This is a genomic window from Amorphus sp. 3PC139-8, assembly GCF_040750475.1.
Taxonomy (GTDB): domain Bacteria; phylum Pseudomonadota; class Alphaproteobacteria; order Rhizobiales; family Amorphaceae; genus Amorphus.
This window is the reverse complement of sequence record NZ_JABJVY010000005.1, coordinates 201225-223349: the sequence shown is the minus strand read 5'-3', so window position 1 is coordinate 223349 and position 22125 is coordinate 201225. Positions and strand designations below refer to the sequence as shown.

Annotated in this window: 18 protein-coding genes; 3 read left to right on the top strand and 15 right to left on the bottom strand. The window is 65.3% G+C overall.

From position 1 onward, the window contains the following. From HNS03_RS07525 to HNS03_RS07505, 5 genes are all read right to left on the bottom strand, one after another. Complete coding sequence (locus tag HNS03_RS07525) at window positions 1-1275, bottom strand: TRAP transporter large permease (protein ID WP_367194187.1); 1275 nt, start codon at window positions 1273-1275, stop codon at window positions 1-3. Next, a complete protein-coding gene (locus tag HNS03_RS07520) occupies window positions 1275-1787 on the bottom strand; it encodes a TRAP transporter small permease (RefSeq protein WP_367194185.1) in 513 nt (170 codons plus the stop codon). The genes HNS03_RS07525 and HNS03_RS07520 overlap by 1 nt, the downstream gene beginning before the upstream one ends. 166 nt (window positions 1788-1953) lie before the next feature. Next, window positions 1954-2934, bottom strand: a complete 981-nt coding sequence (locus HNS03_RS07515) for a TRAP transporter substrate-binding protein (RefSeq protein WP_367194184.1) — start codon at window positions 2932-2934, stop codon at window positions 1954-1956. Between the two features lie 67 nt (window positions 2935-3001). Further along, window positions 3002-3763 carry a glucose 1-dehydrogenase gene (locus HNS03_RS07510; RefSeq protein ID WP_367194183.1) on the bottom strand — a complete coding sequence of 254 codons (762 nt, stop codon included), beginning with the start codon at window positions 3761-3763 and terminating at the stop codon, window positions 3002-3004. A gap of 33 nt (window positions 3764-3796) precedes the next feature. Continuing rightward, window positions 3797-5254, bottom strand: a complete 1458-nt coding sequence (locus HNS03_RS07505; protein WP_367194181.1) for an aldehyde dehydrogenase family protein — start codon at window positions 5252-5254, stop codon at window positions 3797-3799. A gap of 400 nt (window positions 5255-5654) precedes the next feature. On the opposite strand from HNS03_RS07505, the gene HNS03_RS07500 reads away from it, so the two are divergent. Then, the gene (locus HNS03_RS07500) at window positions 5655-6797 is read left to right on the top strand and encodes a calcium:proton antiporter (RefSeq protein ID WP_367194179.1); all 1143 of its coding nucleotides are present in this window, start codon (window positions 5655-5657) and stop codon (window positions 6795-6797) included. Window positions 6798-6801: 4 nt separating this feature from the next. Here HNS03_RS07500 and HNS03_RS07495 read toward each other — a convergent pair whose 3' ends face one another. Further along, the gene (locus HNS03_RS07495) at window positions 6802-7293 is read right to left on the bottom strand and encodes an Lrp/AsnC family transcriptional regulator (protein ID WP_367194201.1); all 492 of its coding nucleotides are present in this window, start codon (window positions 7291-7293) and stop codon (window positions 6802-6804) included. A gap of 148 nt (window positions 7294-7441) precedes the next feature. On the opposite strand from HNS03_RS07495, the gene ald reads away from it, so the two are divergent. Continuing rightward, window positions 7442-8554 (top strand): alanine dehydrogenase, encoded by a 1113-nt coding sequence (gene ald, locus HNS03_RS07490; RefSeq protein WP_367194178.1) that lies wholly within the window; start codon window positions 7442-7444, stop codon window positions 8552-8554. Between the two features lie 484 nt (window positions 8555-9038). Here the strand turns inward: ald and HNS03_RS07485 are convergent, their stop codons facing one another. From HNS03_RS07485 to HNS03_RS07445, 9 genes are all read right to left on the bottom strand, one after another. Continuing rightward, window positions 9039-11351 carry a xanthine dehydrogenase family protein molybdopterin-binding subunit gene (locus HNS03_RS07485; RefSeq protein WP_367194176.1) on the bottom strand — a complete coding sequence of 771 codons (2313 nt, stop codon included), beginning with the start codon at window positions 11349-11351 and terminating at the stop codon, window positions 9039-9041. A gap of 31 nt (window positions 11352-11382) precedes the next feature. Continuing rightward, complete coding sequence (locus HNS03_RS07480; RefSeq protein WP_367194174.1) at window positions 11383-12261, bottom strand: DUF1932 domain-containing protein; 879 nt, start codon at window positions 12259-12261, stop codon at window positions 11383-11385. 5 nt (window positions 12262-12266) lie between these two features. Beyond that, window positions 12267-13229, bottom strand: a complete 963-nt coding sequence (locus HNS03_RS07475) for a catechol 2,3-dioxygenase (protein ID WP_367194172.1) — start codon at window positions 13227-13229, stop codon at window positions 12267-12269. Window positions 13230-13412: 183 nt separating this feature from the next. Next, the gene (locus HNS03_RS07470) at window positions 13413-14717 is read right to left on the bottom strand and encodes a TRAP transporter large permease (protein WP_367194170.1); all 1305 of its coding nucleotides are present in this window, start codon (window positions 14715-14717) and stop codon (window positions 13413-13415) included. Next, entirely contained in the window at window positions 14714-15226 is a 513-nt protein-coding gene (locus HNS03_RS07465; protein WP_367194168.1) for a TRAP transporter small permease, read from the bottom strand. The genes HNS03_RS07470 and HNS03_RS07465 overlap by 4 nt, the downstream gene beginning before the upstream one ends. Before the next feature lie 22 nt (window positions 15227-15248). Then, a complete protein-coding gene (locus HNS03_RS07460; protein ID WP_367194166.1) occupies window positions 15249-16250 on the bottom strand; it encodes a TRAP transporter substrate-binding protein in 1002 nt (333 codons plus the stop codon). A gap of 157 nt (window positions 16251-16407) precedes the next feature. After that, on the bottom strand, window positions 16408-18348 hold the full coding sequence (locus tag HNS03_RS07455) for a TRAP transporter permease (RefSeq protein ID WP_367194164.1): 1941 nt from the start codon (window positions 18346-18348) through the stop codon (window positions 16408-16410). Window positions 18349-18387: 39 nt separating this feature from the next. Beyond that, window positions 18388-19323: a TAXI family TRAP transporter solute-binding subunit gene (locus tag HNS03_RS07450; protein ID WP_367194162.1), complete on the bottom strand. Its 936-nt coding sequence runs from the start codon at window positions 19321-19323 to the stop codon at window positions 18388-18390. A 39-nt stretch (window positions 19324-19362) separates the two neighbouring features. Next, window positions 19363-20034 carry a TetR/AcrR family transcriptional regulator gene (locus HNS03_RS07445; protein ID WP_367194161.1) on the bottom strand — a complete coding sequence of 224 codons (672 nt, stop codon included), beginning with the start codon at window positions 20032-20034 and terminating at the stop codon, window positions 19363-19365. Between the two features lie 268 nt (window positions 20035-20302). Here HNS03_RS07445 and HNS03_RS07440 point away from each other — a divergent pair, with 268 nt between their 5' ends. Next, the gene (locus tag HNS03_RS07440; RefSeq protein WP_367194159.1) at window positions 20303-21964 is read left to right on the top strand and encodes a glucan biosynthesis protein; all 1662 of its coding nucleotides are present in this window, start codon (window positions 20303-20305) and stop codon (window positions 21962-21964) included. Window positions 21965-22125: the final 161 nt, after the last annotated feature.

Below are 22125 nucleotides of genomic sequence, written 5' to 3'. Positions count from 1 at the left end.
TCAGGGCAGCAGATCGACGAGCCCGACAGAGACCGCGGGCACGTAGGTGACGATCATCAGGCAGGTGATCACGATCAGGAGGAAGGGCAACAACCGTGGCACGATCCGTTCGAATCCGATTCCAGCGACCTGACAGGCGGCGAATAGATTGACGCCGAAGGGCGGCGTGATCATGCCCATTGCCAAGTTTACCACCATGATCAAGCCGAAATGAACCGGGTCGACCCCGAAACGCATCGCGACCGGCGCCAGGATCGGCGCGAGCACCACGATAGCCGCCGACGTTTCGATGAACATGCCCACGATGAAGAGCGCGATGTTGACGCCCAAGAGAAAGGCCCAGGGACTGTCGACGGCAGAGGCGATCCAGGCGCCGATCGCCGCCGGTACGCCGGCTCGGGTGAGCAGGAAGGAGAACAGGCCGGCAGCCGCGATCGTGAACATGATAACCGCCGACGAGATCACCGAGCGGCGCAGCACGGAGGCCAGCTCCTTGAACCCGATGGTGCGATAGAACACCACCCCGATCAGGAGCGCGTAGAAGACGGCGACCGCGCTCGCCTCCGTGGGCGTGAAGACGCCGGTGTAGATGCCGCCGATCACCACCACGGGCATCAGGAGTGCCAGCGCGGCGCGCTCGAACGCGCGCACGAAGCTGAGGCGTCCCCGGCCGTCTTCCCTGCCCCAGCCGTTGATCTTGCACATGACGTAGACGCCGAGCGTCAGTGCCCCCGCGATCAGGAGGCCGGGACCGATGCCGGCGATGAAGAGGTCGCCGATGGAGGTGTCGGCCGAGACGCCGTACAGGATCAGCGGGATCGACGGCGGCACCACGACGCCGAGTTCGGCGGAGGTCGCCTGCAGAGCGGCGGCGAAGGGACGGGGATAGCCGTGGGCCGCCATCGCCGGAATGATGATCGCGCCGATCGCGAACGTGGTGGCGATGCTGGAGCCGGAGACGGCGGCGAAGATCATGCAGGTCAGCACGCAGGAGCAGGCAAGCCCGCCCTGGATGTTGCCGAGGATCGATTTCGCGAAATCCACCAGCCGGGCCGATATCCCGCCGGATTCCATCAGATTGCCGGCGAGGATGAAGAAGGGAACCGCCATCAGCGGGAAGGAATCGATCGAGGTGACGAGCTTCTGTCCGACCACGATCAGCGGCGCGTCGTCGAACAGCACCAGTCCGCCGATCGAGGCGGCGGTGATCGCGATCGCGACTGGAACGGACAGCGCAAACAGCGCCACCAGGATCAGGAGCATTCCGCCGGCCATCACCGGGTCTCCTTGCGGGTGCGCGCCATCAGCTCGGCCGTGCGGGCGGCCAGCGCCACGATCGAAAGCACCGCGCCGATCGGCAGCGCCGCATAAAGCCAGGAGATCGAAACCCGCGCCCCGGTGAAGGGATCGACCAGACCGGCGATCTTCTGGAAGCGGACCCGGTGGGCGATCTCCCAGCCGGTCCAGGCCATCACCAGGAGCACGCCGAGCGAGAGGCCGGCGATCACCGCGGTGAGGACCAGCCGTCTGGTGCCGCGGCTTTTCTCAAACAGGAATTCCACGGTCATCAGCGCGCCGGTGCGCACGGCGACGGCGACGCCGAGATAGACCATCCAGACGATGAGCGTGCGTGCGGCGACTTCCGACCAGGTAGACGGGTCCTCGAGGGCGAAGCGGGTGATCACCTGCCACATCGAAACGCAGGCGGCGAGCGACAATAGCGTCGCCGCCATCACCAGGACCGCCTGCATCAAAAGGCGATCGGCGCGTTGCAGGAAAGATAGCATCCGCTCGGTCTCAATCGGGGCGGGATGGGACGCGGCGGGTCTGAACCGTCGCGACCCGTCGCGTTTGCATCTATCGGCCAGGATTTAGAGCGACTTGTTCGCGCGCGTTCAGACGCAGCCAGGTCGCTCTATGCGTCCCCTGGTGAGAAGGCTCTCGGATGGAAGCCTATTCCTGGTAGTTGCGGATGCGGTCGATGTTGTCCTTGCCGAACTGCTTGGCATATTCGGCGTAGGCCGGCTCGAGCGCCTCCTGGAAGGCCTCCACATCGACGTCTTCGACCACGGTCATGCCCTGCTCCTTGAGCTGGGCGACGCCGTCGGCGGCATCGGCTTCCGCCTTGTCGCGCATGGCCTGGGCGCCGACCTTGGCGGCTTCCTTGAACCAACCCTTCTCCTCGTCGGAGAGGTCGTTCCAGACCGCCGGCGACATGATGATCAGGGCCGGCGAATAGACGTGCTGGGTCAGGCTCAGATAGTCCTGCACCTCGGAGAATTTGGCGTTCAGGATCACGCCGATCGGGTTCTCCTGGCCGTCCACGGTGCCCTGCTGCAGCGCGGTGAAGAGCTCCGGAAAGGCCATTGGGGTCGGCAGGGCGCCGAGCGTCTCAAAAGCCTCCATGTGCACCGGGTTTTCCATCGTGCGGATCTTCAGGCCCTTGGCGTCCTCCGGCTCCTTCACCGGCCGCACCGAATTGGTCAGGTTGCGAAAGCCGTTCTCGCCCCAGGCCAGCGCAATCAGCCCGTTGTCGGGGAACTTGGCCAGGATCTCCTCGCCGATCGGACCGTCGAGCACGGCGTGGGCGTGGTCGTAGCTCTTGAACAGGAACGGAATGTCGGTGATCAGCGTCTCCGGCACGAAGTTGCCGATCGGGCCGGTGGAGGTGACCACCAGGTCGACGGTGCCGATCTGCGCGCCTTCGACCATCTCGCGTTCACCGCCGAGGGCGTTGGCCGGAAACTCCTTGATCGTCCACTTGCCGTCCGACAGCTCGGCGAGCTTGTCGGCCATGGCGTGGGCGGATTGGCCGTAGTGCGAATCCGGCCCGAGCGAATAGCCGAGCTTGAGCTCGTCGGCATTGGCGCCGGCGGCCGCGAGCGACAGGCCGAAGCCGAGCGCCGTAGCGGCAAGAAGCGTCTTGGTGGTCATGGATGTCCCTCCCTTTTGGATTGTAGCCGCCAGCAAAGGCTAGCGGTTTCGTTGAAATGTCTTTTTCTCAGACGCAGCGTCCGCCGTCGACCTCCAACGCGACGCCGGTGATGAAAGCGGCATCGTCTGAGGCGAGGTAGAGGGCGGCATTGGCGATGTCGCGAGGGGTGGAAAGCCGCCCGAGCGGAACCGAAGCGCGGAATTTTGCCCGGTTCTCCGGCGTGTCGGCGCCCATGAAGGTAGCAAGCAGGGGCGTTTCGCCGGCAACGGGGCAGAGCGCGTTGACGCGGATATTTTCCGGCGCGAACTCCACCGCCATCGATTTCGTCAACGTGATCGCCGCGCCCTTGGAGGCGTTGTAGACGGTGAGGCCCGGTCGCGGGCGCAGCCCGGCGGTGGAGGCGTTGTTGATGATGACGCCGCCACCGACCTTGCGCAAATGCGGGATCGCGTGGCGCGCGGCGATCCAGATCGCCTTCACGTTCACGTCGAAGATCTTGTCGACCATCTCCTCCGGCACGTCGAGCATCGGCATGTTGACGTGAGAGATGCCGGCATTGTTGACCAGAATGTCGAGCCTGCCGAACCGGTCCACCGCCGTCTCGACCATCGCCTTCACGGCCGCATCGTCGGTCACGTCCGCCTGCACGAAGATCGCGGTGCCGTCGCCGTGGTGCGCGTTCAGCGCGGCGGCGACCTTCTTTCCGTTCTCCGCGTTCACGTCGTTGACGACGACCTTGCAGCCTTCCTCGGCGAAGCGCTCCACAATGCCTTCGCCAAAGCCCGAACCCGCCCCGGTGACGATCGCCACCTTGTCCTTCAGTCGCATTCCAGGTCCCTAGATCTGAGTTGAATGTCGGTTTTAGCCGTGCCGATAGGCGATGGTCTTGGTGACGGAGAAGCCGTAAAGTGCTTCGAAGCCCTTCTCGCGGCCGTGGCCGCTGGCCTTCACGCCGCCGAACGGCAGCTCGATGCCGCCGCCTGCGCCGTAGTTGTTGATGAAGACCTGACCGACCCGGATCTTGCGGGCGAGCCGCATGGCGCGCCCGCCGTCGCGGGTCCATACCCCGGCGACGAGCCCGTAGGCGGTGCCGTTGGCGATCTCAAGCGCATGCGCTTCGTCGCGGGCGCGGATGACCGACAACACCGGGCCGAAGATCTCCTTCTGGGCAAGCTCATGCTCCGCCGGCACGTCGCCGACGACGGTCGGGGCGATATAGTAGCCTCCCTCCGGCAGGCCGTCGGGCAGGGCGGCCTCGGCCACGATCTGCAGACCGTCGGCGCGCGCCTGCTCCAGGAACCCCTTCACCATGGCGTGCTGCTTGGCGTTCACCAACGGGCCGACATCGGGATCGTCTGCGGCGGGCCCCACCTTCAGCGTCCCGAACGCCTCCGACAGACGGTTTACGACCTCTTCGTAGATCGCCTCTTCCACCACGATCCGGCTCCCGGCGGAGCAGGTCTGGCCGGCATTCTGGATCACGGCGTTGACCAGGAAGGGCAGCGCCTGATCGAGGTCGGCATCGGCGAACACGAGCTGGGGCGACTTGCCGCCAAGCTCCAGCGTCACCGGAATGGTGTTCTGGGCGCCGGCCGTCTGCACCAGTTTGCCGACCTGGTTGGAGCCGGTGAAGGAGATGTGGTCGATGCCGGGATGAGCGGCGAGCACGGCTCCCGCTTCCTCGCCGGTTCCGGTGACGACGTTGATGGCGCCGGCGGGAAATCCGGCCTCGACCGCAAGCTCCGCGACTTTGAGGGCCGTCAGCGAGGCGTCCTCGGCCGGCTTGACCACGCAGGCATTGCCCATGGCGAGCGCACCGGCGACGGAGCGCCCGATAATCTGCATGGGATAGTTCCAAGGCACGATGTGGCCGGTGACGCCGTGGGGCTCGCGCACGGTCATCACGGTGTAGCCGTCCTGGTAGGGAATGGTTTCCCCGTGCACCTTGTCGGCGGCCTCGCCGTAGAACTCGAAATAGCGCGCGCAAGCGAAGGCGTCAGCGCGGGCCTGGCGCACCGGCTTGCCGACGTCGCGGACTTCCAGCGCGGTCAGCTCCTCCGCGTGGTCGCGCACGAGGGCGGCGAGACGAATCATCAGCCGGCCGCGCTCAGTTGCGGTCAGCTTGCCCCACCCTCCCTCAAGCGCGGCGCGGGCGGCCGCCACCGCGGCGTCGATCTCCGCCCGTCCGCCGCGCGCGATCATCGCGAACGTTTCCCCGGTGCTCGGGTCGATGACGGGAAGGGTCGCGTCCGCCTGCGCAGGCACGAAATCCCGGCCGATGAGATGGCCGCACGGCTTGTTCACGAGGATCCTCCCCATCGATCGCGCGCTGGCACGATATCGATCGTGTGATTTTCCCGCATGGAACCGCGCTGTTGTCATGTGGTCAAGCAGCTATCGGCCTGAGTGCGCAGAAAATTCCGGCGTGGCCGTTGAAAAGTTGTCATAAAAATCGACAAATTCAGTTTTAGGGAAGGGTGCGGCGGTTTGGGCCCATGTGGCGGGCCTTGCGGCCGGGCCCGACGATTTTCCTGGCCTCGTTCTTGTATCCGCCCTTGTGTTGGTAAGGCGCGTTTGGCTACCACCCTTATGGACCGTCTCTCCGGACGGAATCTAAAGGGATTGATCTGGAGCTGGGTGGCGCAAAAGGGGGACCGGTTTTCCGCCGGCATCCCGCACCTTCTTATTGTGATTTGGGACGGACAGGCGGGACGAGAACATGGCAGCAGCGAAATCGACGGGCGTGCTTGCCCTTGCGCGCAAGGAAGGCCCCTTCTTCGCGGGCGTACTCACCACCGCCTTTTTCCTGCTCTATGGAAAGACCTGGCTCGCCGAACTCTCCAACCCGATCGTCGCGGCCGCTCTGTTCGCATGGATTTTTTTGGCGATGCTCTGGGCCGCGTTCGGGGTCGTGCGCCATGCCGACTGCCTGGCCGAGATCCTGGGGGAGCCCTACGGCACGTTGGTGCTGACGGTGTCGGTGATCACGATCGAGGTCGCGCTGATCTCGGCGATCATGCTGACCGGAAACGACAATCCGACGCTCGCCCGCGATACGATGCTGGCGGTGATCATGATCGTGCTCAATCTGGTCGCCGGTCTGTCGCTCTTGATCGGCGGCCTGCGCCACGGCGAGCAGGAATACAATCTGCAAGGTGCCCGCGCTTACATCAACGTGCTTCTGCCGTTGGCGACCATGTCGCTGATCCTGCCGCGCTTCACCACCTCCACCGAGGCGCCGACGCTGACGCCGCTTCAGGCGGCGCTGTTCGCGTTTCTGACGATCATGCTCTACGCGGTGTTCCTGGCGATCCAGACGAGACGGCACAGCAACTTCTTCGTCGAGCCGGGCAAGCTGCGCGAGGAGGAGCATGCCGAGGAAGGTCTCATCCACGAAGCGCATGAGACCGTTTCGGTGGGCTACCACGCGATCATGCTGGTGCTGACGCTGGTTCCGATCGTGATTCTCTCCAAGAAGCTCGCGATCATCGTGGATTTCGGCACCGAGAGTCTGGGCGTGCCGCCCGAGCTGGGCGGCATTCTGGTGGCGATCCTGGTGCTGGCGCCGGAGGGGCTTGCCGCGCTGGAGGCCGCCAGCCACAACCGGCTGCAGCGTGCGGTTAACATCTGTCTGGGATCGGCGCTCGCCACGATCAGCCTGACGGTGCCTGCCGTGCTTCTGGTCGGGCTGCTGGTCGGCGATTCCGTCGTGCTCGGCCTCGACCCGACCGAGATGGTGCTGCTCCTGCTCACCTTGATCATGAGCATGCTGACCTTCGGCGGTCTGCGCACCAGCATGCTGCAGGGCATGACGCACCTGGTCGTGTTCGTCGCCTATATGGTGCTGATCTTTAATCCATAACGCGTCAGTCTGTGGCGCGTGTCTTTCCCCGCCTCAGGGCGTCGGTCGGCATTGGCCGGTCGACAACCGAGCGCAACGCGAAGCTCGACTGCAGCCGTGCCACATGCGGCAGCCGGGAGAGTTCCACGGTGTGGATGCGCTCGTAGTCGGCGATGTCGCGAACCGACACGATGACGATATAGTCGTCCGCGGCCGCCATCAGGTAACATTTGAGCACCGAGGGGCACTTGGCGATCGCGGCCTCGAACGTCGTCAGCGCTTCTTCCGCCTGACTGTCGAGGGCAATGCGCACGATTACGGTGTTGCCGAGCCCAAGCGCCTTGAGGCCGACCGTCGCCCGGTACCCCTCGATGAAGCCGATATCTTCCAGATGGCGTTGGCGCCGGGCCACTGCGGACGGGGACAGACCGATCCGCTCGCCGAGCTCCACATGGCTCGCGCGCCCATCCTGGGCCAGCGCCTCGATCAGCTTCAGATCCAGTCGGTCCAGGGCGATGTTCATCATGATTCTGTCGTTATTGATCGAAAACGCGATGGTATCGCGCAAAATTCGCGACGGCAAAATCCAAAATTGCACGGAAAATGCGTGCTTTCGAGCCTAAATCGAAAGCATCCAGAAACGCTCGAAAGAGGGGAGCGAACTCATGCGTGTCGGGGTGCCGAAAGAGATCAAGCCACAGGAGTATCGGGTCGGCCTGACGCCTGCGGCGGTGCGCGAATATGTGGCGGCCGGTCACAGCGTTTTGGTGGAGACCGGGGCAGGCAATGGCATTCATGCCGATGACCTGGCCTACCAGGCGGCCGGAGCGGAGATCGCCGCGGATGCGGCAACGGTGTTCGCCGAGGCCGACATGATCGTGAAGGTGAAGGAGCCTCAGCCGTCCGAGTGGGTCCGGCTGCGCGAAGGCCAGATCCTGTTCACCTACCTTCACCTTGCCCCCGATCCGGAGCAGACCCAGGGTCTGCTTGCCTCCAAAGTCACCGGAATTGCCTACGAGACGGTGAGCGACGCCCATGGCGGATGTCCGCTGCTGGCGCCCATGAGCGAGGTCGCCGGACGGCTCGCGATCGAGGCGGCCTGCTCGTCGCTGCGGCGCAATTTGGGCGGCCGCGGGCTTCTGCTCGGCGGTGTGCCCGGCGTGGCGCCGGCGCGCGTGGTGGTGATCGGCGGCGGCGTTGTCGGCACCCATGCCGCGCGCATGGCCGTGGGGCTCGGGGCCGATGTGGCCATTCTCGATAAGTCGCTGCCGCGCCTACGCGACCTGGACGAGTTGTTCGAGGGGCGTGCGCGCACCCTGTTTGCGACCCGCGAAGCCCTCGAAGCGGAGGTGATGGAGGCCGATGTCGTGATCGGCGCGGTCCTCGTTCCGGGTGCGGCGGCGCCGAAGCTGGTCTCGCGGGCGATGTTGAAAGACATGAAGCCCGGCGCGGTGGTCGTCGACGTCGCGATCGACCAGGGCGGTTGCTTCGAAACTTCTCACGCCACCACCCACGAAGACCCGATTTACGAGGTAGACGGCGTGATCCACTATTGCGTCGCCAATATGCCGGGCGCGGTGCCGATCACGTCTGCGGCGGCCCTCAACCACGCGACGCTCCCGTTCGGCCTCGCGCTCGCCGGCAAGGGGCTGAAGGCACTCACCGACGATCCGCACCTGTTGAACGGGCTGAACGTCCACCGTGGGCAGGTCACCAACCGCGCCGTCGCCGACAGCCTCGGCCTGGCCTTCGTCGACCCGAAAGTGGCGTTGGGCTAGCAAAGCCAGGAAAAGTGGGAACCGGTTTTCCGTCCGGCTTTGCGGAGGGACAAACCAAGCCAGGAAAAGTGGGAACCGGTTTTCCGCCCGGCTTTGCGGAGGGACAAACCAAGCCAGGAAAAGTGGGAACCGGTTTGGCTTTCTCTCACGCCGAGTTCGCTTCGCTCACCGTCTCCGGGGGGCGGCCGGACCGGCCGGCGCGCGGTCGAGCACTGGCTTCGCAAAGTACGGGAAAAGTGGCAGGCTGCTTTCCCGGCCGGCTTTGAGGCTGGAAAATAGGCCTGTCTTCGACCTCCGCTCTCTCCCACGCACACGGGAGTCCATCGGGCGGCGATGCGTTTCCGGACAGCCACCAGCTTCCACTTGGCCTAAAGCCTTTTCCGCTCAGATGGAAACATCAGAGCGATAAGAAATGGATCCGGATCCAATAACTTGAGCAGGTCCCGTTCAAGGGACCTGGCAGTGTGGACAATGGGCTGCCAGGTTAGCCGTCCTGACCCTGCTTCTGGGCCGCGTCGATCGCGGCCCAGACCCGGTCCGGCGTCAGCGGCATATCCAGATGGCGGATGCCGAAAGGGGCCAGCGCGTCTGTCACCGCGCTGACCAGCGCCGGCAGCGAGCCCACCACGCCGGCCTCTCCGGCACCCTTGACGCCGAGCCGGTTCGTCTTGGTCGGCACCGGGTGACACGTTACGTCGAACATCGGGAACATATCGGCGCGCGGCATGGCGTAGTCGAGGAAGGAGGCCGTTAGCGGCTGGCCGCTTTCCCGGTCGTATACCATTCGCTCCACCAGGGCCTGACCGGCCCCCTGGACGATGCCGCCGTGAAGCTGGCCCTCGACCAGGCTCTGGTTCATCACCGTGCCGACATCGTCCACCACGGTGTAGCGGCGCAGTGCGATGTCTCCGGTCTCCGGATCCACCTCGACCTCGCAGACATGGCAGCCGTTCGGGAAGGTGGCGTTGTCTGCGGCGGAAAAGTCGTCGGCTTCTAGGTCGACACCGACGGTCCGGGCAACCTCGGGGATCGTCATGCGCCGGTCGGTGCCGACGACGGTGAAGGCCCCGTCGACGAATTCAAGGTCGGCGGCCGCGACCTCCAGCGCATCGGCGGCATGGGCACGGGTTCGCTCCACCAGAAGGTCGAACGCGCGCAGCATCACCGTGGAGGCCGCCGCCGACGTGCGCGAGCCGAACGATCCGACGCCACGGGCAACCGTGTCGGTGTCGCCCGAAAGAAAGCGGATCTTATCCGGGGCCACCTTGATGCGATCGGCGAGAAGGCGGGCATAGGTGGTGCGATGGCCCATTCCAGTGTCGCCGGCGCCGAGACCGAGCGTCACCGCTCCATCGGAGGCTACGGAGATGGCGGCATATTCCGGGCCCGGCGTCGGTTGCGGACCGCCGGCGATCTCGATCGCATAGGCGAGGCCGATGCCGGCAAGCCGGCCACGGGCCTCCGCGTCGGCGCGGCGCTTCGAAAACCCGGCCCAGTCGGCCCGCGTCAGGGCCTCGTCGAGGATCGCCGGGAAGTCGCCGCTGTCGTAGGTGAAGACGAAGCCGGTATCGTAGGGCATGTCCTCGGGGCGGATCATGTTCTTGCGCCGGATCTCGGCCGGATCCATTCTCAGTTCGCGCGCCGCGATATCGACGATCCGCTCGATGATATAGATCGCTTCCGGCCGGCCGGCGCCACGATAGGGCGACATGTTCTGGGTATTGGTGAACATGCCGTCGACGGTCGCGGAGATCGCCGGCGTGCGGTAGACGCCCGCGATCGAGCCGATGTTGGCAGCCATCGGGTGCGGCGTCATCGGCGCCAGATAGGCGCCGAGGGCAGCCGTGACCTCGACGTCGAGGGCCAGGAAATGGCCGTCCGCATCCAGGGCGAGGGCCGTCTCCACCACCTGCTCGCGGCAATGGCTGTCGGCGAGCAGAGATTCCGTGCGCGCCGGCTCCCAGCGTACCGGCCGGCCGATGAGCCGCGCGGCAAGCAGCGCCACCGGGTATTCCGGGTAGGGGCTGTTCTTCATGCCGAACGAGCCGCCGGTGTCCCGGCTGATTACATGGACCCGGCCGGGTTCGATGCCCATGATGTTGGCCACACCTTCACCGAGCCGGTGGGCGGCCTGGGTGCCGACCCGCAGCGTATAGCGGTCGCTTTCGGGATCGAAACTGGCGAGCGCGCCGCGCACCTCCATCGGGGCGGCGGTCACGCGGGTGATCTCGAACCGGTCGCGGACCACGACGGGCGCGTTGGCAATCCTGGCGCGGACGTCCTCGTGGTCGCCTTTCACCACCCGGAAGCAGATATTGTCCGGGCAATCGGGCCAGACCGGCGGCCCGCTTTGGTCTTTGGCGGCGAGCGGATCGATCAGCGCGTCCTCTGCATCGATATCGAGCTCGATCAGCTCCAGCGCATTTTCTGCGTCCGCGAGGGTCTCCGCGATGACGGCGGCGACCATGTCGCCGACATAGCGAACCCGGTCGCCGGTCAGCACCGGGTAGGGCGGCACGTGCATGTCGCGCCCGTCCGGTCCGGGATGGACGAGGGCTGGGACGATCGGGCCGAACTCCGGCGGAAGGTCCGCCGCCGTCAGCACCGCGAGCACGCCGGGCGCTTCGCGTGCCGCGGACACGTCGAGGGTCTGGATCGTCCCGCTCGCGATCGGCGAGCGCAGGATCGCCATGGCGGTTTCGTTCGCGAGCCGGTCGTCGGCGGTGTAGGAGCCTGCGCCCGTAATCAGCGGCTGGTCTTCCAGGCGCACTTCCGAACGGCCGATATTGATCGACATGCTCGTCTCCCCTCGCTCAGTCAATTGGAATTCAGCTCTTGCGGCGGAGCTCCACGATCCGCTGCAGGCTGCCGGCGAAATCCTCTGCGTCGACATCTTCCATCGGCAGGTCGCCCATCATCTGCTGAATGTCCGCGACCGCTTCGCCGAGCGCGCCGTGCAGGCCGAGCTCACGCACGGTGGCGGCACTCTCGCGCATTTCGGCGGCGCGGCGGACGCCGTGCTTCAGCGTCCGTTCGAAGTGGTAGGGCGCAAGCTTGGGAAGATCGAGCCCCGGATAGGAGGCCGACAGGGATTTCATGACGTAGTCTAGGCAACCACTGGCGGATGCCGCAAGCAGAGCTTCGACGGTGATTGCCTCCAGCCCCTTCACGAACTGGCTGCGGACCATCTTGATCGCCGTCGCCGCGCCGATCTCGTCGCCGACGATTTCGTAGGAAAAGCCAAGCCGATCGACCGTCTCGATGAACGCCGGGGCGAGGGCACCGGCCAAGAGCACCGGGGTCTTGTGGCCGCGCGGGTGCACCGGCGCCATCACCGCCATGTCGGCATAGGCCGCCCCTTTGGCCGCAAGCAGGGCGGCCGTCGCCTGCTTGCGGCCGGGCGAGACGGAGTTGATGTCGACGAAGGTCTGTCCCGGCTGGATGGCGTCGACCACCTCCTCCGCCGCCGCCAAGCTGGAGCTGGCGGTCACGGCCGAGACGATCCAGTCGGCACCCTTGATGGCGTCGGCCGGATCGGCTTGTGGTGCGACGGACGCGGCGCGGGCTGTCTCTGCCGTCTTTCCTTCCATCCCTTCGCTGTCGAACAGGATGTCGTAGGTGGAAAAGCGCAGGCTCGGATCGCTCTCCGCGAGGCTCGCCCGGAAGGCTCGAGCGGCCTCGCCAAAGCCGATAAAAGCGATCTTCATAGGGATTACTCCGCCGCCTCCCCGATCGGCGGGGTGCCGTGGGTGTGGAAGCTCTCGATGGTCTTCAGCCCCCAGGCCTGACCCTTCTTGCGCTCCGCTTCCGTCCAGGTGACCGGCGTCCAATCGGGATCGAGGATCAGCCGGGCGCCCGCGTTCGCCACCTCGACGCGGTTTCCGGCCGGCTCGTAGACATAGAGGAAGAACGTTCCCTGGATCGCGTGCTTGTGCGGCCCGGTTTCGATGAAGACGCCGTTCTCCAGGAAGATATCGGCGGCCCGCAGGATGTCGTCGCGGTGGTCGGCGGCGTAGGTGATGTGGTGGAAGCGGCCACGGGCGCCGGAATGGTCTTCCGTGCAGGCCATGTCGTAGCCCTTGTTGTTGACCGTGAACCAGCAGCCGCCGAGCCGGCCGTTATCGAGCTGGATCTGCTCGGTGACGCGGCTGCCCATGGCTTCCACCATGAAGTCGCGGATCTTGGAAACGTCGCTGGCGAGCAGGTTGAAGTGATCGATCCGACGCGGCGCCACCCCGCGGGCATGATAGCGCTGGGCAATGTTTTTCAGCGCGGGGCGCTCGCTTTCCGGCGCCTGATATTTGTTGGTTTCCCAGTAGAGTTCGAAGACGTGCCCGTCCGGGCTGTTGAAGCGATAGGAGGGCCCGTGGCCCATGTCGCCGTCGGTCCAGCCGATGCCGAGCCCCATTTTCTCGATCACCTTGACCCGGCGCTCCAGCGCCTCGCGCGAGGAGGTGCGGTAGCCGCAATGGGCCATGCCGGTGGTGTCGGAGGCGGTCAGCTTCAGCGAATGGAACTCGTAGTCGTCCCAAGCGCGCAGGTAGATGGACTCACCTTCACGACCGCTCTCGGTAAGGCCGTAGACGTTGACGAAGAAGTCGAGGCTTTCCTCCGGCTTGTTCGTCAAAAGCTCCACGTGGCCGAGATGCGCGACATCGAAACACGGTTCGCTCATGGCAGATCTCCCTGTGGTGCGTCAAAACAATGATTTAGAGCCGGTCTGCGATTCAGCGAGAAGCGGAGCGGCTCCAACATAAAGAGGAGAACCGGCATGCACCCGTTCTCCTCCCGCTTTTGTCTATCGTGGTGGTGATCACGGTGATTTCGAGCCTCAGAGGCCCGAAATCCGGAAATGTGACTAGCCGATCATGGAATCGGGCAGGAACAGCGCGATTTGCGGGAACATGATCAAAAGCACCAGCGCCACCACCATCATGGCCCAGAACGGCAGCACGCCGACGAAGACGTCGGAGAGCTTCACGTTCGGTGCGACGGACTTCACGATGAAGCAGTTCACCCCGACCGGCGGGCTGATAAGCCCCATTTCCAGGCTAAGCACCACCAGCACGCCGAACCAGATCGGGTCGAAGCCGAGCTGAGTGATCACGGGAAAGAAGATCGGCATGGTGAGGACCAGCATCGCGAAGCCCTCGAGGAAGCAGCCGAGCACGATGTAGCACAACAGGATCAGCGCGAGCACGCCGTAGGGGCCGACATCGAGACCGGTCAGGAAGTCGCCGACGAGCTGAGGGATGTGGCTCAACGCCAGGAACGGATTCAGCAGATGCGCGGCGATCAGGATCAGCATCACTGTCGCCGTCGTCGTCACCGAATCTCGAACCGCGATCCAGAAGTCCCCAAGCGACAGCGTACGGCTGATGAGGCCGGAGAGGATCACCAGCGCCGCGCCGACGGCCGCGGCCTCCACCGGCGAGAAGATGCCGCCATAAATGCCGCCGATGGTGATCAGAATGATCAGAATGATCGGCAGTGCGCCCACCAGCGCGCCGACCTTCTCTGACATCGTGGTCGAGGGACCGGCAGGCCCCATGCTCGGTCGGAACGTGCAGACGATCGTGATCAACAAGATGAACAAGAGCGACAGCAGGATGCCCGGCAGGACGCCCGCCAGGAACAGCCGGCCTATCGATTGCTGAGTCAGGATGGCGTAGACCACGAAGCCGGTTGACGGCGGGATCAGGATGCCGAGCGTGCCGCCGGCCGCGACCGATCCGGTCGACAGGCGTGGCGAGTAGGAGAAGCGCTCCATCTCCGCCAGCGACACCTTGCCCATGGTCAGCGCGGAGGCGACGGAGGAGCCGCACAGCGCGGCGAAACCGCCGCAGCCGACGACGGTGGCCGAGGCCAGCCCGCCGCGAACCTGGCCGACGATGGCGTAGGCGGCGTCGTAGAGCTTGCGCGAGAGGCCGGTCACCGTGGCGATGTTGCCCATCAGGATGAACAGCGGGACCACGACGAGCTCGGCGCTCGACGACAGGGTGAAGGTCTCGCTCGCGAGCAGGCTGGTCGCGGAACTCAGGCTTCCGAGAGACCACACGCCAACGAAGCCGACGGCGAACATGGAAAAGGCGACCGGTACGCGCAGAACAAGCAAAATGACGAGGGCGACGAGGCCCAGGGCGCCAGTGAGCTCAGGGCTCATAGGACCTCCTCGGTGTGCTCAGGGGCCTCGTCGGCAGGTGCGAGCGCAAGCCGGATCGACCGCAGGAGCATCGACACCGCCGTCAGTGCGGCGAACGCCGAAAGCGCCCATTGGAAATAGGCCTTGGGAAGCTGGATGATGTTGGTCGCGAGGTTCAGCATCAACGAAAGCTTGGACGACTCGTAGACCGTCCACGCAATGCCGGCGAAGATCACCGCGCCGATCAGGGCGGAGATCGCATCGAGCCAGGCATTCATGCGCTTGGGGAACCAGGGCTCGAACACGTCCATGGAAACGTGTCCGCCGTGGCGGTCGCACAGCGCCATGCCGCCGAACACGATCAGCACCATCAGCATCTGGGAAATGTCCTGCGCACCGGCAAGCGGCGCGCCGAACAGGCGTCCGATCACGTCGGTCAGGATGTTGAGCGCGACCAGCACCAGGGCTGCGGCGCCGAACGCCGTGGACAGGCGGATCAGCCCGTCCACGACCTTTTGGAGGAGTGTCATTGGCGGGGGCCTGGCGCGGCGACTAGTTGCCGCCCTTCATAGCGGCGTAGACGTCTTCCGCCCCCATGTCCTCGATCAGGGCGTCACGGGTCTGCGTGGCGACCTTGTCGAACGGTGCGATCTCTTCCTCGGTCAGATAGATGACCGTGTTGTTGGGGTCGGCCTCGACCTTCTCCAGCGTTTCCTCCGCGCGGGCGTTCCAGCCTTCCTCGCCCTTCTGGGAAAGGCCGCGGCCGGAATTCTTGTCGAGCGCCGCCTTCTGCGCGTCGGAGAGGCTGTCATAGGAATTCTGGTTCATCACCAGATAGAACATGATGTGGCCGAGCGGCGCGCCCACCGTGTAGGAGTTCGCGACCTCGTCGAGCTTGAAGTCGTTGACCGCGCTCATGCCCGTCACGACGCCGTCGATCAGCCCGGTCTGCAGCGCGTTGTAGATCTCGCCGGCCGGCATCTGCACCGGCGTGGCGCCAAGTGCGGTCATCAGCTTGCCGGGCACGGTTCCGGACACGCGCACCTTCAGGCCCTTCAGGTCGTCCGGCGAGCGGATCTCGTGATCCTTCATGATGAACACGCTCGGCTCCGACGCCCAGATCGCGAGCGGCTTGGTGCCGGGGAACTCGTTGCTCAGCTTGCCGGCGTCATAGGCGTTCCAGAGCATGTCGTAGCCGGTCATTCCGTCGGGAATGGCGTTCGGCATTTCCACGATCATCGACTTCGGGAACTGCGACGAGGTGTAGCCCGGCAGACCCCAGGTGATGTCGGCGACGCCCTGCAGCGCGCGGACATATTGCTCCATCGGGCCGGCGCCCAGCTCGCCGCCGGGATAGACCTGGATGGTGAGATCGCCGTCGGAATCGGCAGCGACGCCCTCCACCAGCGGCTCCACGACCGAGCTGGTGACCACGTGCGCAGGCGGCACGAAGTGGGCGAGCTTCAGCGTTTCGGCAAGGCTCGGAGCGGCGGTCGCCGCGACGAGGGCACAAGCAGCACCGGCGACCAGCGCCGGCTTTTTCAATCCAAGCATAGGTGTCCTCCCTTCAGACAATTCCGCGGTTCGGACCCACCCCACGATGGTTCGTGTCGATTGGCCGATGCGGCATCACCATTTACGCACTCGCATGTATACACAAGCGGTTCAATTCGTCACGTGGTCCAACGACGGACGAGACGAAATTTCGCGGTTAAAGTGCGCGCTCCGCAGGGGAGGGCGCCCGCGATCCGCTGGCAAGGCGGTATACAATCGCAGCGCAACCCAAAAGGCCAGCGATTCGTGCCGCCAGGCTCGCAGGGTCCGTGGCGACCACGTCGCTCGGCCAGAGAACCAGGAGTGACGCCAAGATCAAGCCCATCCGTTCGGCGAAAGCCAAAGATCGGACGCACCAGCCGGCAAAGCCAATGGTAATGCCGACCACGCCGATCGATCCGAACAGGATGGACAGGGTGATCTGCAGCGAGCTGCCGATCATCAACAGCCCCGGCATGGTGACGAACAGGAACGGCACCAGCAGCTTCACGAAACCGAGCCGGACGGCTTCCACGGCTGTCTTGTTGGCGTCGCCGCCGGAAATCGAGGCGGCGGCGTAGGCGGCGAGCGCGACCGGTGGCGTGATCGCGGAGACCAGGCCGTAATAGAAGATGAACATGTGGGCGGAGATCACCGGCAGGCCGAGCTCGGTCAGCGCGGGGGCGACCAGGACGGCCAGCAGCAGATAGGCGGCCGAAGTCGGTAGGCCCATGCCGAGCACGAAGGAGGCAAGCGCCGTCAGAAGCAGGATCGCCCAGATCTGGTTGTTGCCGGTCTCCACGATCAGGCTCGACAGCATCAGTCCGAGACCGGTCAGGTTGAGAACGCCGATCACCGTTCCCGCGGCCGCCACCGCCGCCACGATCGGCAAGGTCGCGACGAAGGTGTCGCGACACACCGTGATCAGCGCGATCGGACCGACCCGGGTAACCCGACGCCAAGGCGAGATCGCCAGTGCGAACACGATGCAGATGACGGCGGCCTGGGTGGGCGTGTAGCCGGATGCGAGAAAGCCGATCAGCGCGATCAACGGGATCAGCAGGTAGCCGCGTTTCACCAGCGTCTCGCGCAGAAGGCCGAGGCCCGCTTCGGTGTCGCGGGCGAGGCCCAGCTTGCCGGCCTCCAGACGAACCGCGACCATGAGCGCCACCACATAGAGGACGCCCGGGACCAGGGCGGCAAGCGCGATCTGCCCGTAAGGCACGCCGATGATCTCCGCCATCAGGAAGGCGGCCGCCCCCATTACCGGCGGCAGGATCTGGCCGGCCGAGGAGGCCGCCGCTTCGATCGCGCCCGCCAGGGTCGGTGTGTAGCCGACGCGCTTCATCAGTGGGATGGTAAAGGTGCCGGTGGTCACCACGTTTGCAACGGCGCTGCCGTTGATGGTGCCGAGCAGGGACGAGGACAGCGCGGCGGAGAGCCCGGGGCCGCCCTGGACGCGGCCGGTGAGGCCGCGGGCGAGATCCACGAACACCTCGCCGGTGCCGATCCGCATCAAGAGGCCGCCCAACAGCGCGAACAGGAAGATATATTCGACCGCCACTCCCATCGGCAGGCCGTAGATCCCCTCGGTGGAAAGCATCAGCGTGGAGGTAAGCCGGCGGAGATCGTAGCCGCCGTGGCCGTATTTGCCGGGGATCAGGTCGCCGAACCAGGCATAGGCGAGGGCGACCAGAACCAGGATCACCAGCGTCCAGCCGAGCGTGAGCCGGGTGAGAATGAGGATCACGGCCATCAGGCCGACGAAGATCCAAAGATCGGGCGGCGTGGCCATCGCCCCGCGCATGATGATGTCGATATAGGATTGCCACAGATGGGCGCCCGGCACGACGGCGACGATGGCGAGGGCATAACAAAGCGCGCGCAGCAGGCCGGACTGGGCCTTGAGGCCGACATAGAGCAGACCTGCCGACGCGATCAGCGAAAAGAACAGCGAGCGCAGCAGAAGGGCGGTGATCAGCCCGAAATAGGCGCCGTAGATCACAAGGGCCGTCGCCGCGACGGAGAGCGCGGCGACGAGGGTGGACACGATCACAATCTCCGCCCCCGATCGGTCGACCGGAGGCTGGATGCGGAGTTGGCTCAGGGCTTTGAGCATGCGAGGCGTGTCCGTCCGTGTTGGGGTCGCTTCGAGGCGTTATTTCGTTTCGTCGAAATAGCGCTGGGCGCCGGGATGCAGCGCGATCGGCGTGTTGGTGGCGGTTTCTTTGTTGATCGCCTTGGCCTGGGGATGGACCTTGCCGAGTTCGTCGAGGTTGTCGAACAGCGTCTTGGTGATCAGGTAGATCTCTTCCTCGTCCGCATCCTCCTTGGTGAAGAGCGTCGCGGGATCATTGATCACGGCCACCGGCTCGCTTTGATCGGGATAGGTGCCCGCCGGGATCTCGTAGATCTGATAGAAGGGGTAGGTCTCCAGCATGCCGGCGACTTTTTCCTCCTCCAGCGGGAGCAGGACCATGTCGCGCTGGGCGTCGAGATCGATCAGGGCGGCGGTCGGCGCGCCGGCCAGCACCACGGTGGCGTCGACGGTGCCGTTCATGAGCGCGTTGGTGCCTTCCGTGTAGGACAGGAACTCCACGTTGCCCGGATCGAACACGTCGTAGGCCTCCAGCAGCCGGCGCGACAGCACCGAGGCGTTGGAGCCGGGCGGGCCGAGATTGACGCGTTTGCCCTTGAGGTCCGCGATCGAGGTTATGCCGGTATCCTCGGTGGTCGCAAGCTGCAGCACCGCCGGATAGAGGTAGGCCATCGCGGCCACCGGCTGGGCATCGCCGTCAAAGGCGCCTTCGCCGTTCTTCGCCTCGTAGAGGGTCGAGGACGACGAGAAGCCGAAATTCATCTGGTCGGCCGAGACACGGCGGATATTCTCCACCGAGGCGCCCGTCACCTCTGCGCGGGCGGTGCTGTTGTCCATGTGCTTGTTCAGCACGTCGGCCATGCCGGCGCCGATGACATAGAACAGGCCGCCGGTGCCGCCGGTGCCGATGGCGATGCGCTCCTGCGCGGCGGCCGGCGCCGCCGAGGCGACGACTGCGGCCACTGCGGCGGCCGTAAAGGCGTGGATCAGCTTCATCACTTTGCCTCCCTTGCTGTTTCGCTGCCGCGGGTGCGGTCAGGCGGTTTGAAAAGTCGTGGATTCGGAGTGCCGGACCGGACCGGCCAGCGCGCGCAGGCTCGCGACAAAGGCGGCGACGAGCTCGTCGATGGCGCGCTCGTGATCGTCGCCTTGCGAGCGCCCGTCGGACAGGCGCGTGATCCGTTCCGGATTGATCAGGGTGTAGTAGAGCGACCCCAGCAGGAACTGCGAGCGCCAGACGATGGTGTCCCGGTCCGCGCCGGGCAGGCAGTCCGCGATTGCGTCGATGAAGGCGCGGGTCGTCGTGTCGAACGCCCTGGCGATGATCTGGCGCGCTTCTGCGTTGCCTTCCGCCGACAAAACCGCCCGCATGCGCGTGAAACGGGCGCCGCCGCCGGCCTCGGCATGGGATGAGGTGAAGGCGGGCAGCACGTAGGCGCGCAGCACGGCAACGAGCCGCTGCTCGTCGTCGCGGATCCGCATGGCTTCGCCGATCAGCTCCAGACGGCGGGCGTTCATGGGCTGCGTATGGGTGGTGTAGATCGCCTCCAGCACGCCGAGCTTGTCGCCGAAATGATAGCTGACACTGCCGACATGAACGCCGGCGACCCGGGCGATTTCCCGCAGCGGCACGGAGCCGAATCCGCGCTCGGCAAACAGCGCCTCGGCGGTTTCCAGAATGGTCTGGCGCGTGTCGTTTCGCGACAAGACGGGGTCCCCCGATGGTTCCGCTCCGACTGGGCAGCGTGGGGTTACCTATCGCGATCTAGAAAGGTTGTCCACGCGATTTGGACGGTTGTCGAAATTTCTCGGTCGAGCCGTCCGATCCGCTTGTTGACGCGGGCGTGAGCGTCGGCTGACTGCGAAAAACCGGAATCTGCGCAAATTCACCGCATTTGTTGTGTTGCAACGAAAGGGCCTGCGCGGACCGTTTGCGCAGAGTGCGCAAACGGTCCGCGCAACGGGGTGCGCGAACGTGCGCAAGCAACGCGTGCACAGCGGCCATGCGCAGGACGGCGAACCGACATCGGAAAGCAAGGGTGAGCTCATGACGACTGGTGGTGTGGGACTGAACCGACGGCATGTTCTGAGTGGGGCCACGGCATTGCTGGCGGCTCTGGGCGCGCCGCCGCTGGCCCGGATGGCCTTGGCCGCCGACGGCGAACTGCCGTTGGGAACGCCGGCATCCTACAGTTTCGAGGCTCTTCAGACTCGCGCCCGGCGCCTGGCCGCCCAGCCCTATGTGGCCGAGACCGTGGCCCACGCCGACCTGTTGGAAACGGTCGACTTCGACGCCTACCAGTCGATCACCTTCAAGCCGGAAAACACGCTCGGCTCGGAGGGCGAAACCACCGTACCGGTCCGTCTGTTCCATCTCGGGCGCTACTTCAAGCAGCCGGTCGACCTCTACCTGGTGGACCAGGGCCAGGCCCGGAAGATCGGCTACGAGCACGACGTCTTCGCCTATAAGGACAAGACGCTGGAGGCGAAGCTTCCCGACGATCTCGGCTACGCCGGCTTCCGCCTGATGAACCCGGACTCCGAGACCGACTGGCTCGCCTTTCTGGGCGCGAGCTATTTCCGCTCGTCCGGTCCGGATGGGCAGTACGGCCTGTCGGCGCGCGGGCTCGCCATCGACACCGGACTGACCAAGCCGGAAGAGTTTCCGCGCTTTTCCGCCTTCTGGCTGCATGGCAAGGCCGACGATCCGGACGCGATGATCATCGATGCGCTGCTGGAGAGCGAAAGCTGCACCGGCGCCTATCGGTTTGTGATCACCCGCCCGGATGCGATCGTGATGGACATCGACGCCCATATCTACGTCCGCAAGCCGATCGAGCGGCTTGGCATTGCGCCGCTGACCTCCATGTTCTGGTATTCCGAAACCAATCGGCATCAGTCGACAGACTGGCGCCCGGAGGTTCACGACAGCGACGGCCTCGCCCTTTGGACCGGTTCAGGCGAGCGCATCTGGCGGCCCCTCAACAATCCGCGCGCAGTGCGCACCAGCGCCTTTCTTGACGACAATCCGCGCGGGTTCGGCCTTTTGCAACGCGATCGCGACTTCGAGAACTACGAGGACGACGGCGCGTTCTACGACAAGCGGCCCGGCGTGTGGATCGAGCCGCGGTCCGACTGGGGCGAGGGCGAGGTCCAGCTCGTCGAGATCCCGACAGACGACGAGATCTACGACAACATCGCGGCCTATTGGAAACCGACGAAGCCGGTGCGCGCCGGCGACGCGCTGCATTTCCCCTATCGTCTCTATTGGGTGTCGGAGGAGCCGTTCCCGCCGAAATCGGTGGCGCGCGTGGTCTCCACCCGGATCGGTCGCGCGGGCGTTCCCGGCCAGCACCGGGCGAGCGACGGCAAGAAATTCGTCATCGACTTTTCCGGCGGGCCACTGGCCGATCTGGAGCAGCGCTACGACATCGAGCCGGTCGTGGATGCCTCCCGCGGAAAGGTGTCGGGCCGCTACGTCGTCAAGGTCGTCGGCACCGATCGCTGGCGCGCTGTCTTCGATCTGGACGTCGATGGCCAGGAGCCGGTCGAACTCAGGTGCTATCTCAAGCTCGGCGACAGCGTTCTGAGCGAGACCTGGATGCAGCAATATCTGCCGTTCGACTATCCGTCATAATCGGGGCGAAGGCCTGGTTTCTGCGACAAGTCGGCTTTGCGGCGGCCGAAGTTCGGCCGCCGGAGCCCGACCGCCCTCGGCTGCGTGGCCACCAGCGCCTTCCCCTGAAAATTTGGGGAGGCCGGACCTTGTTTCCGGTCCTATTGTTGCGCCGCAATGTC

What these genes read in the sequence shown, in the direction of transcription:
- HNS03_RS07485 (WP_367194176.1), bottom strand. Translation starts at nt 11,351, where the DNA reads ATGTCGATCAATATCGGCCGTTCGGAAGTGCGCCTGGAAGACCAGCCG.
- HNS03_RS07515 (WP_367194184.1), bottom strand. Translation starts at nt 2,934, where the DNA reads ATGACCACCAAGACGCTTCTTGCCGCTACGGCGCTCGGCTTCGGCCTG.
- HNS03_RS07520 (WP_367194185.1), bottom strand. Translation starts at nt 1,787, where the DNA reads ATGCTATCTTTCCTGCAACGCGCCGATCGCCTTTTGATGCAGGCGGTC.
- HNS03_RS07460 (WP_367194166.1), bottom strand. Translation starts at nt 16,250, where the DNA reads ATGCTTGGATTGAAAAAGCCGGCGCTGGTCGCCGGTGCTGCTTGTGCC.
- HNS03_RS07465 (WP_367194168.1), bottom strand. Translation starts at nt 15,226, where the DNA reads ATGACACTCCTCCAAAAGGTCGTGGACGGGCTGATCCGCCTGTCCACG.
- HNS03_RS07525 (WP_367194187.1), bottom strand. Translation starts at nt 1,275, where the DNA reads ATGGCCGGCGGAATGCTCCTGATCCTGGTGGCGCTGTTTGCGCTGTCC.
- HNS03_RS07470 (WP_367194170.1), bottom strand. Translation starts at nt 14,717, where the DNA reads ATGAGCCCTGAGCTCACTGGCGCCCTGGGCCTCGTCGCCCTCGTCATT.
- HNS03_RS07450 (WP_367194162.1), bottom strand. Translation starts at nt 19,323, where the DNA reads ATGAAGCTGATCCACGCCTTTACGGCCGCCGCAGTGGCCGCAGTCGTC.
- ald (WP_367194178.1), top strand. Translation starts at nt 7,442, where the DNA reads ATGCGTGTCGGGGTGCCGAAAGAGATCAAGCCACAGGAGTATCGGGTC.
- HNS03_RS07455 (WP_367194164.1), bottom strand. Translation starts at nt 18,348, where the DNA reads ATGCTCAAAGCCCTGAGCCAACTCCGCATCCAGCCTCCGGTCGACCGA.
- HNS03_RS07475 (WP_367194172.1), bottom strand. Translation starts at nt 13,229, where the DNA reads ATGAGCGAACCGTGTTTCGATGTCGCGCATCTCGGCCACGTGGAGCTT.
- HNS03_RS07500 (WP_367194179.1), top strand. Translation starts at nt 5,655, where the DNA reads ATGGCAGCAGCGAAATCGACGGGCGTGCTTGCCCTTGCGCGCAAGGAA.
- HNS03_RS07480 (WP_367194174.1), bottom strand. Translation starts at nt 12,261, where the DNA reads ATGAAGATCGCTTTTATCGGCTTTGGCGAGGCCGCTCGAGCCTTCCGG.
- HNS03_RS07510 (WP_367194183.1), bottom strand. Translation starts at nt 3,763, where the DNA reads ATGCGACTGAAGGACAAGGTGGCGATCGTCACCGGGGCGGGTTCGGGC.
- HNS03_RS07505 (WP_367194181.1), bottom strand. Translation starts at nt 5,254, where the DNA reads ATGGGGAGGATCCTCGTGAACAAGCCGTGCGGCCATCTCATCGGCCGG.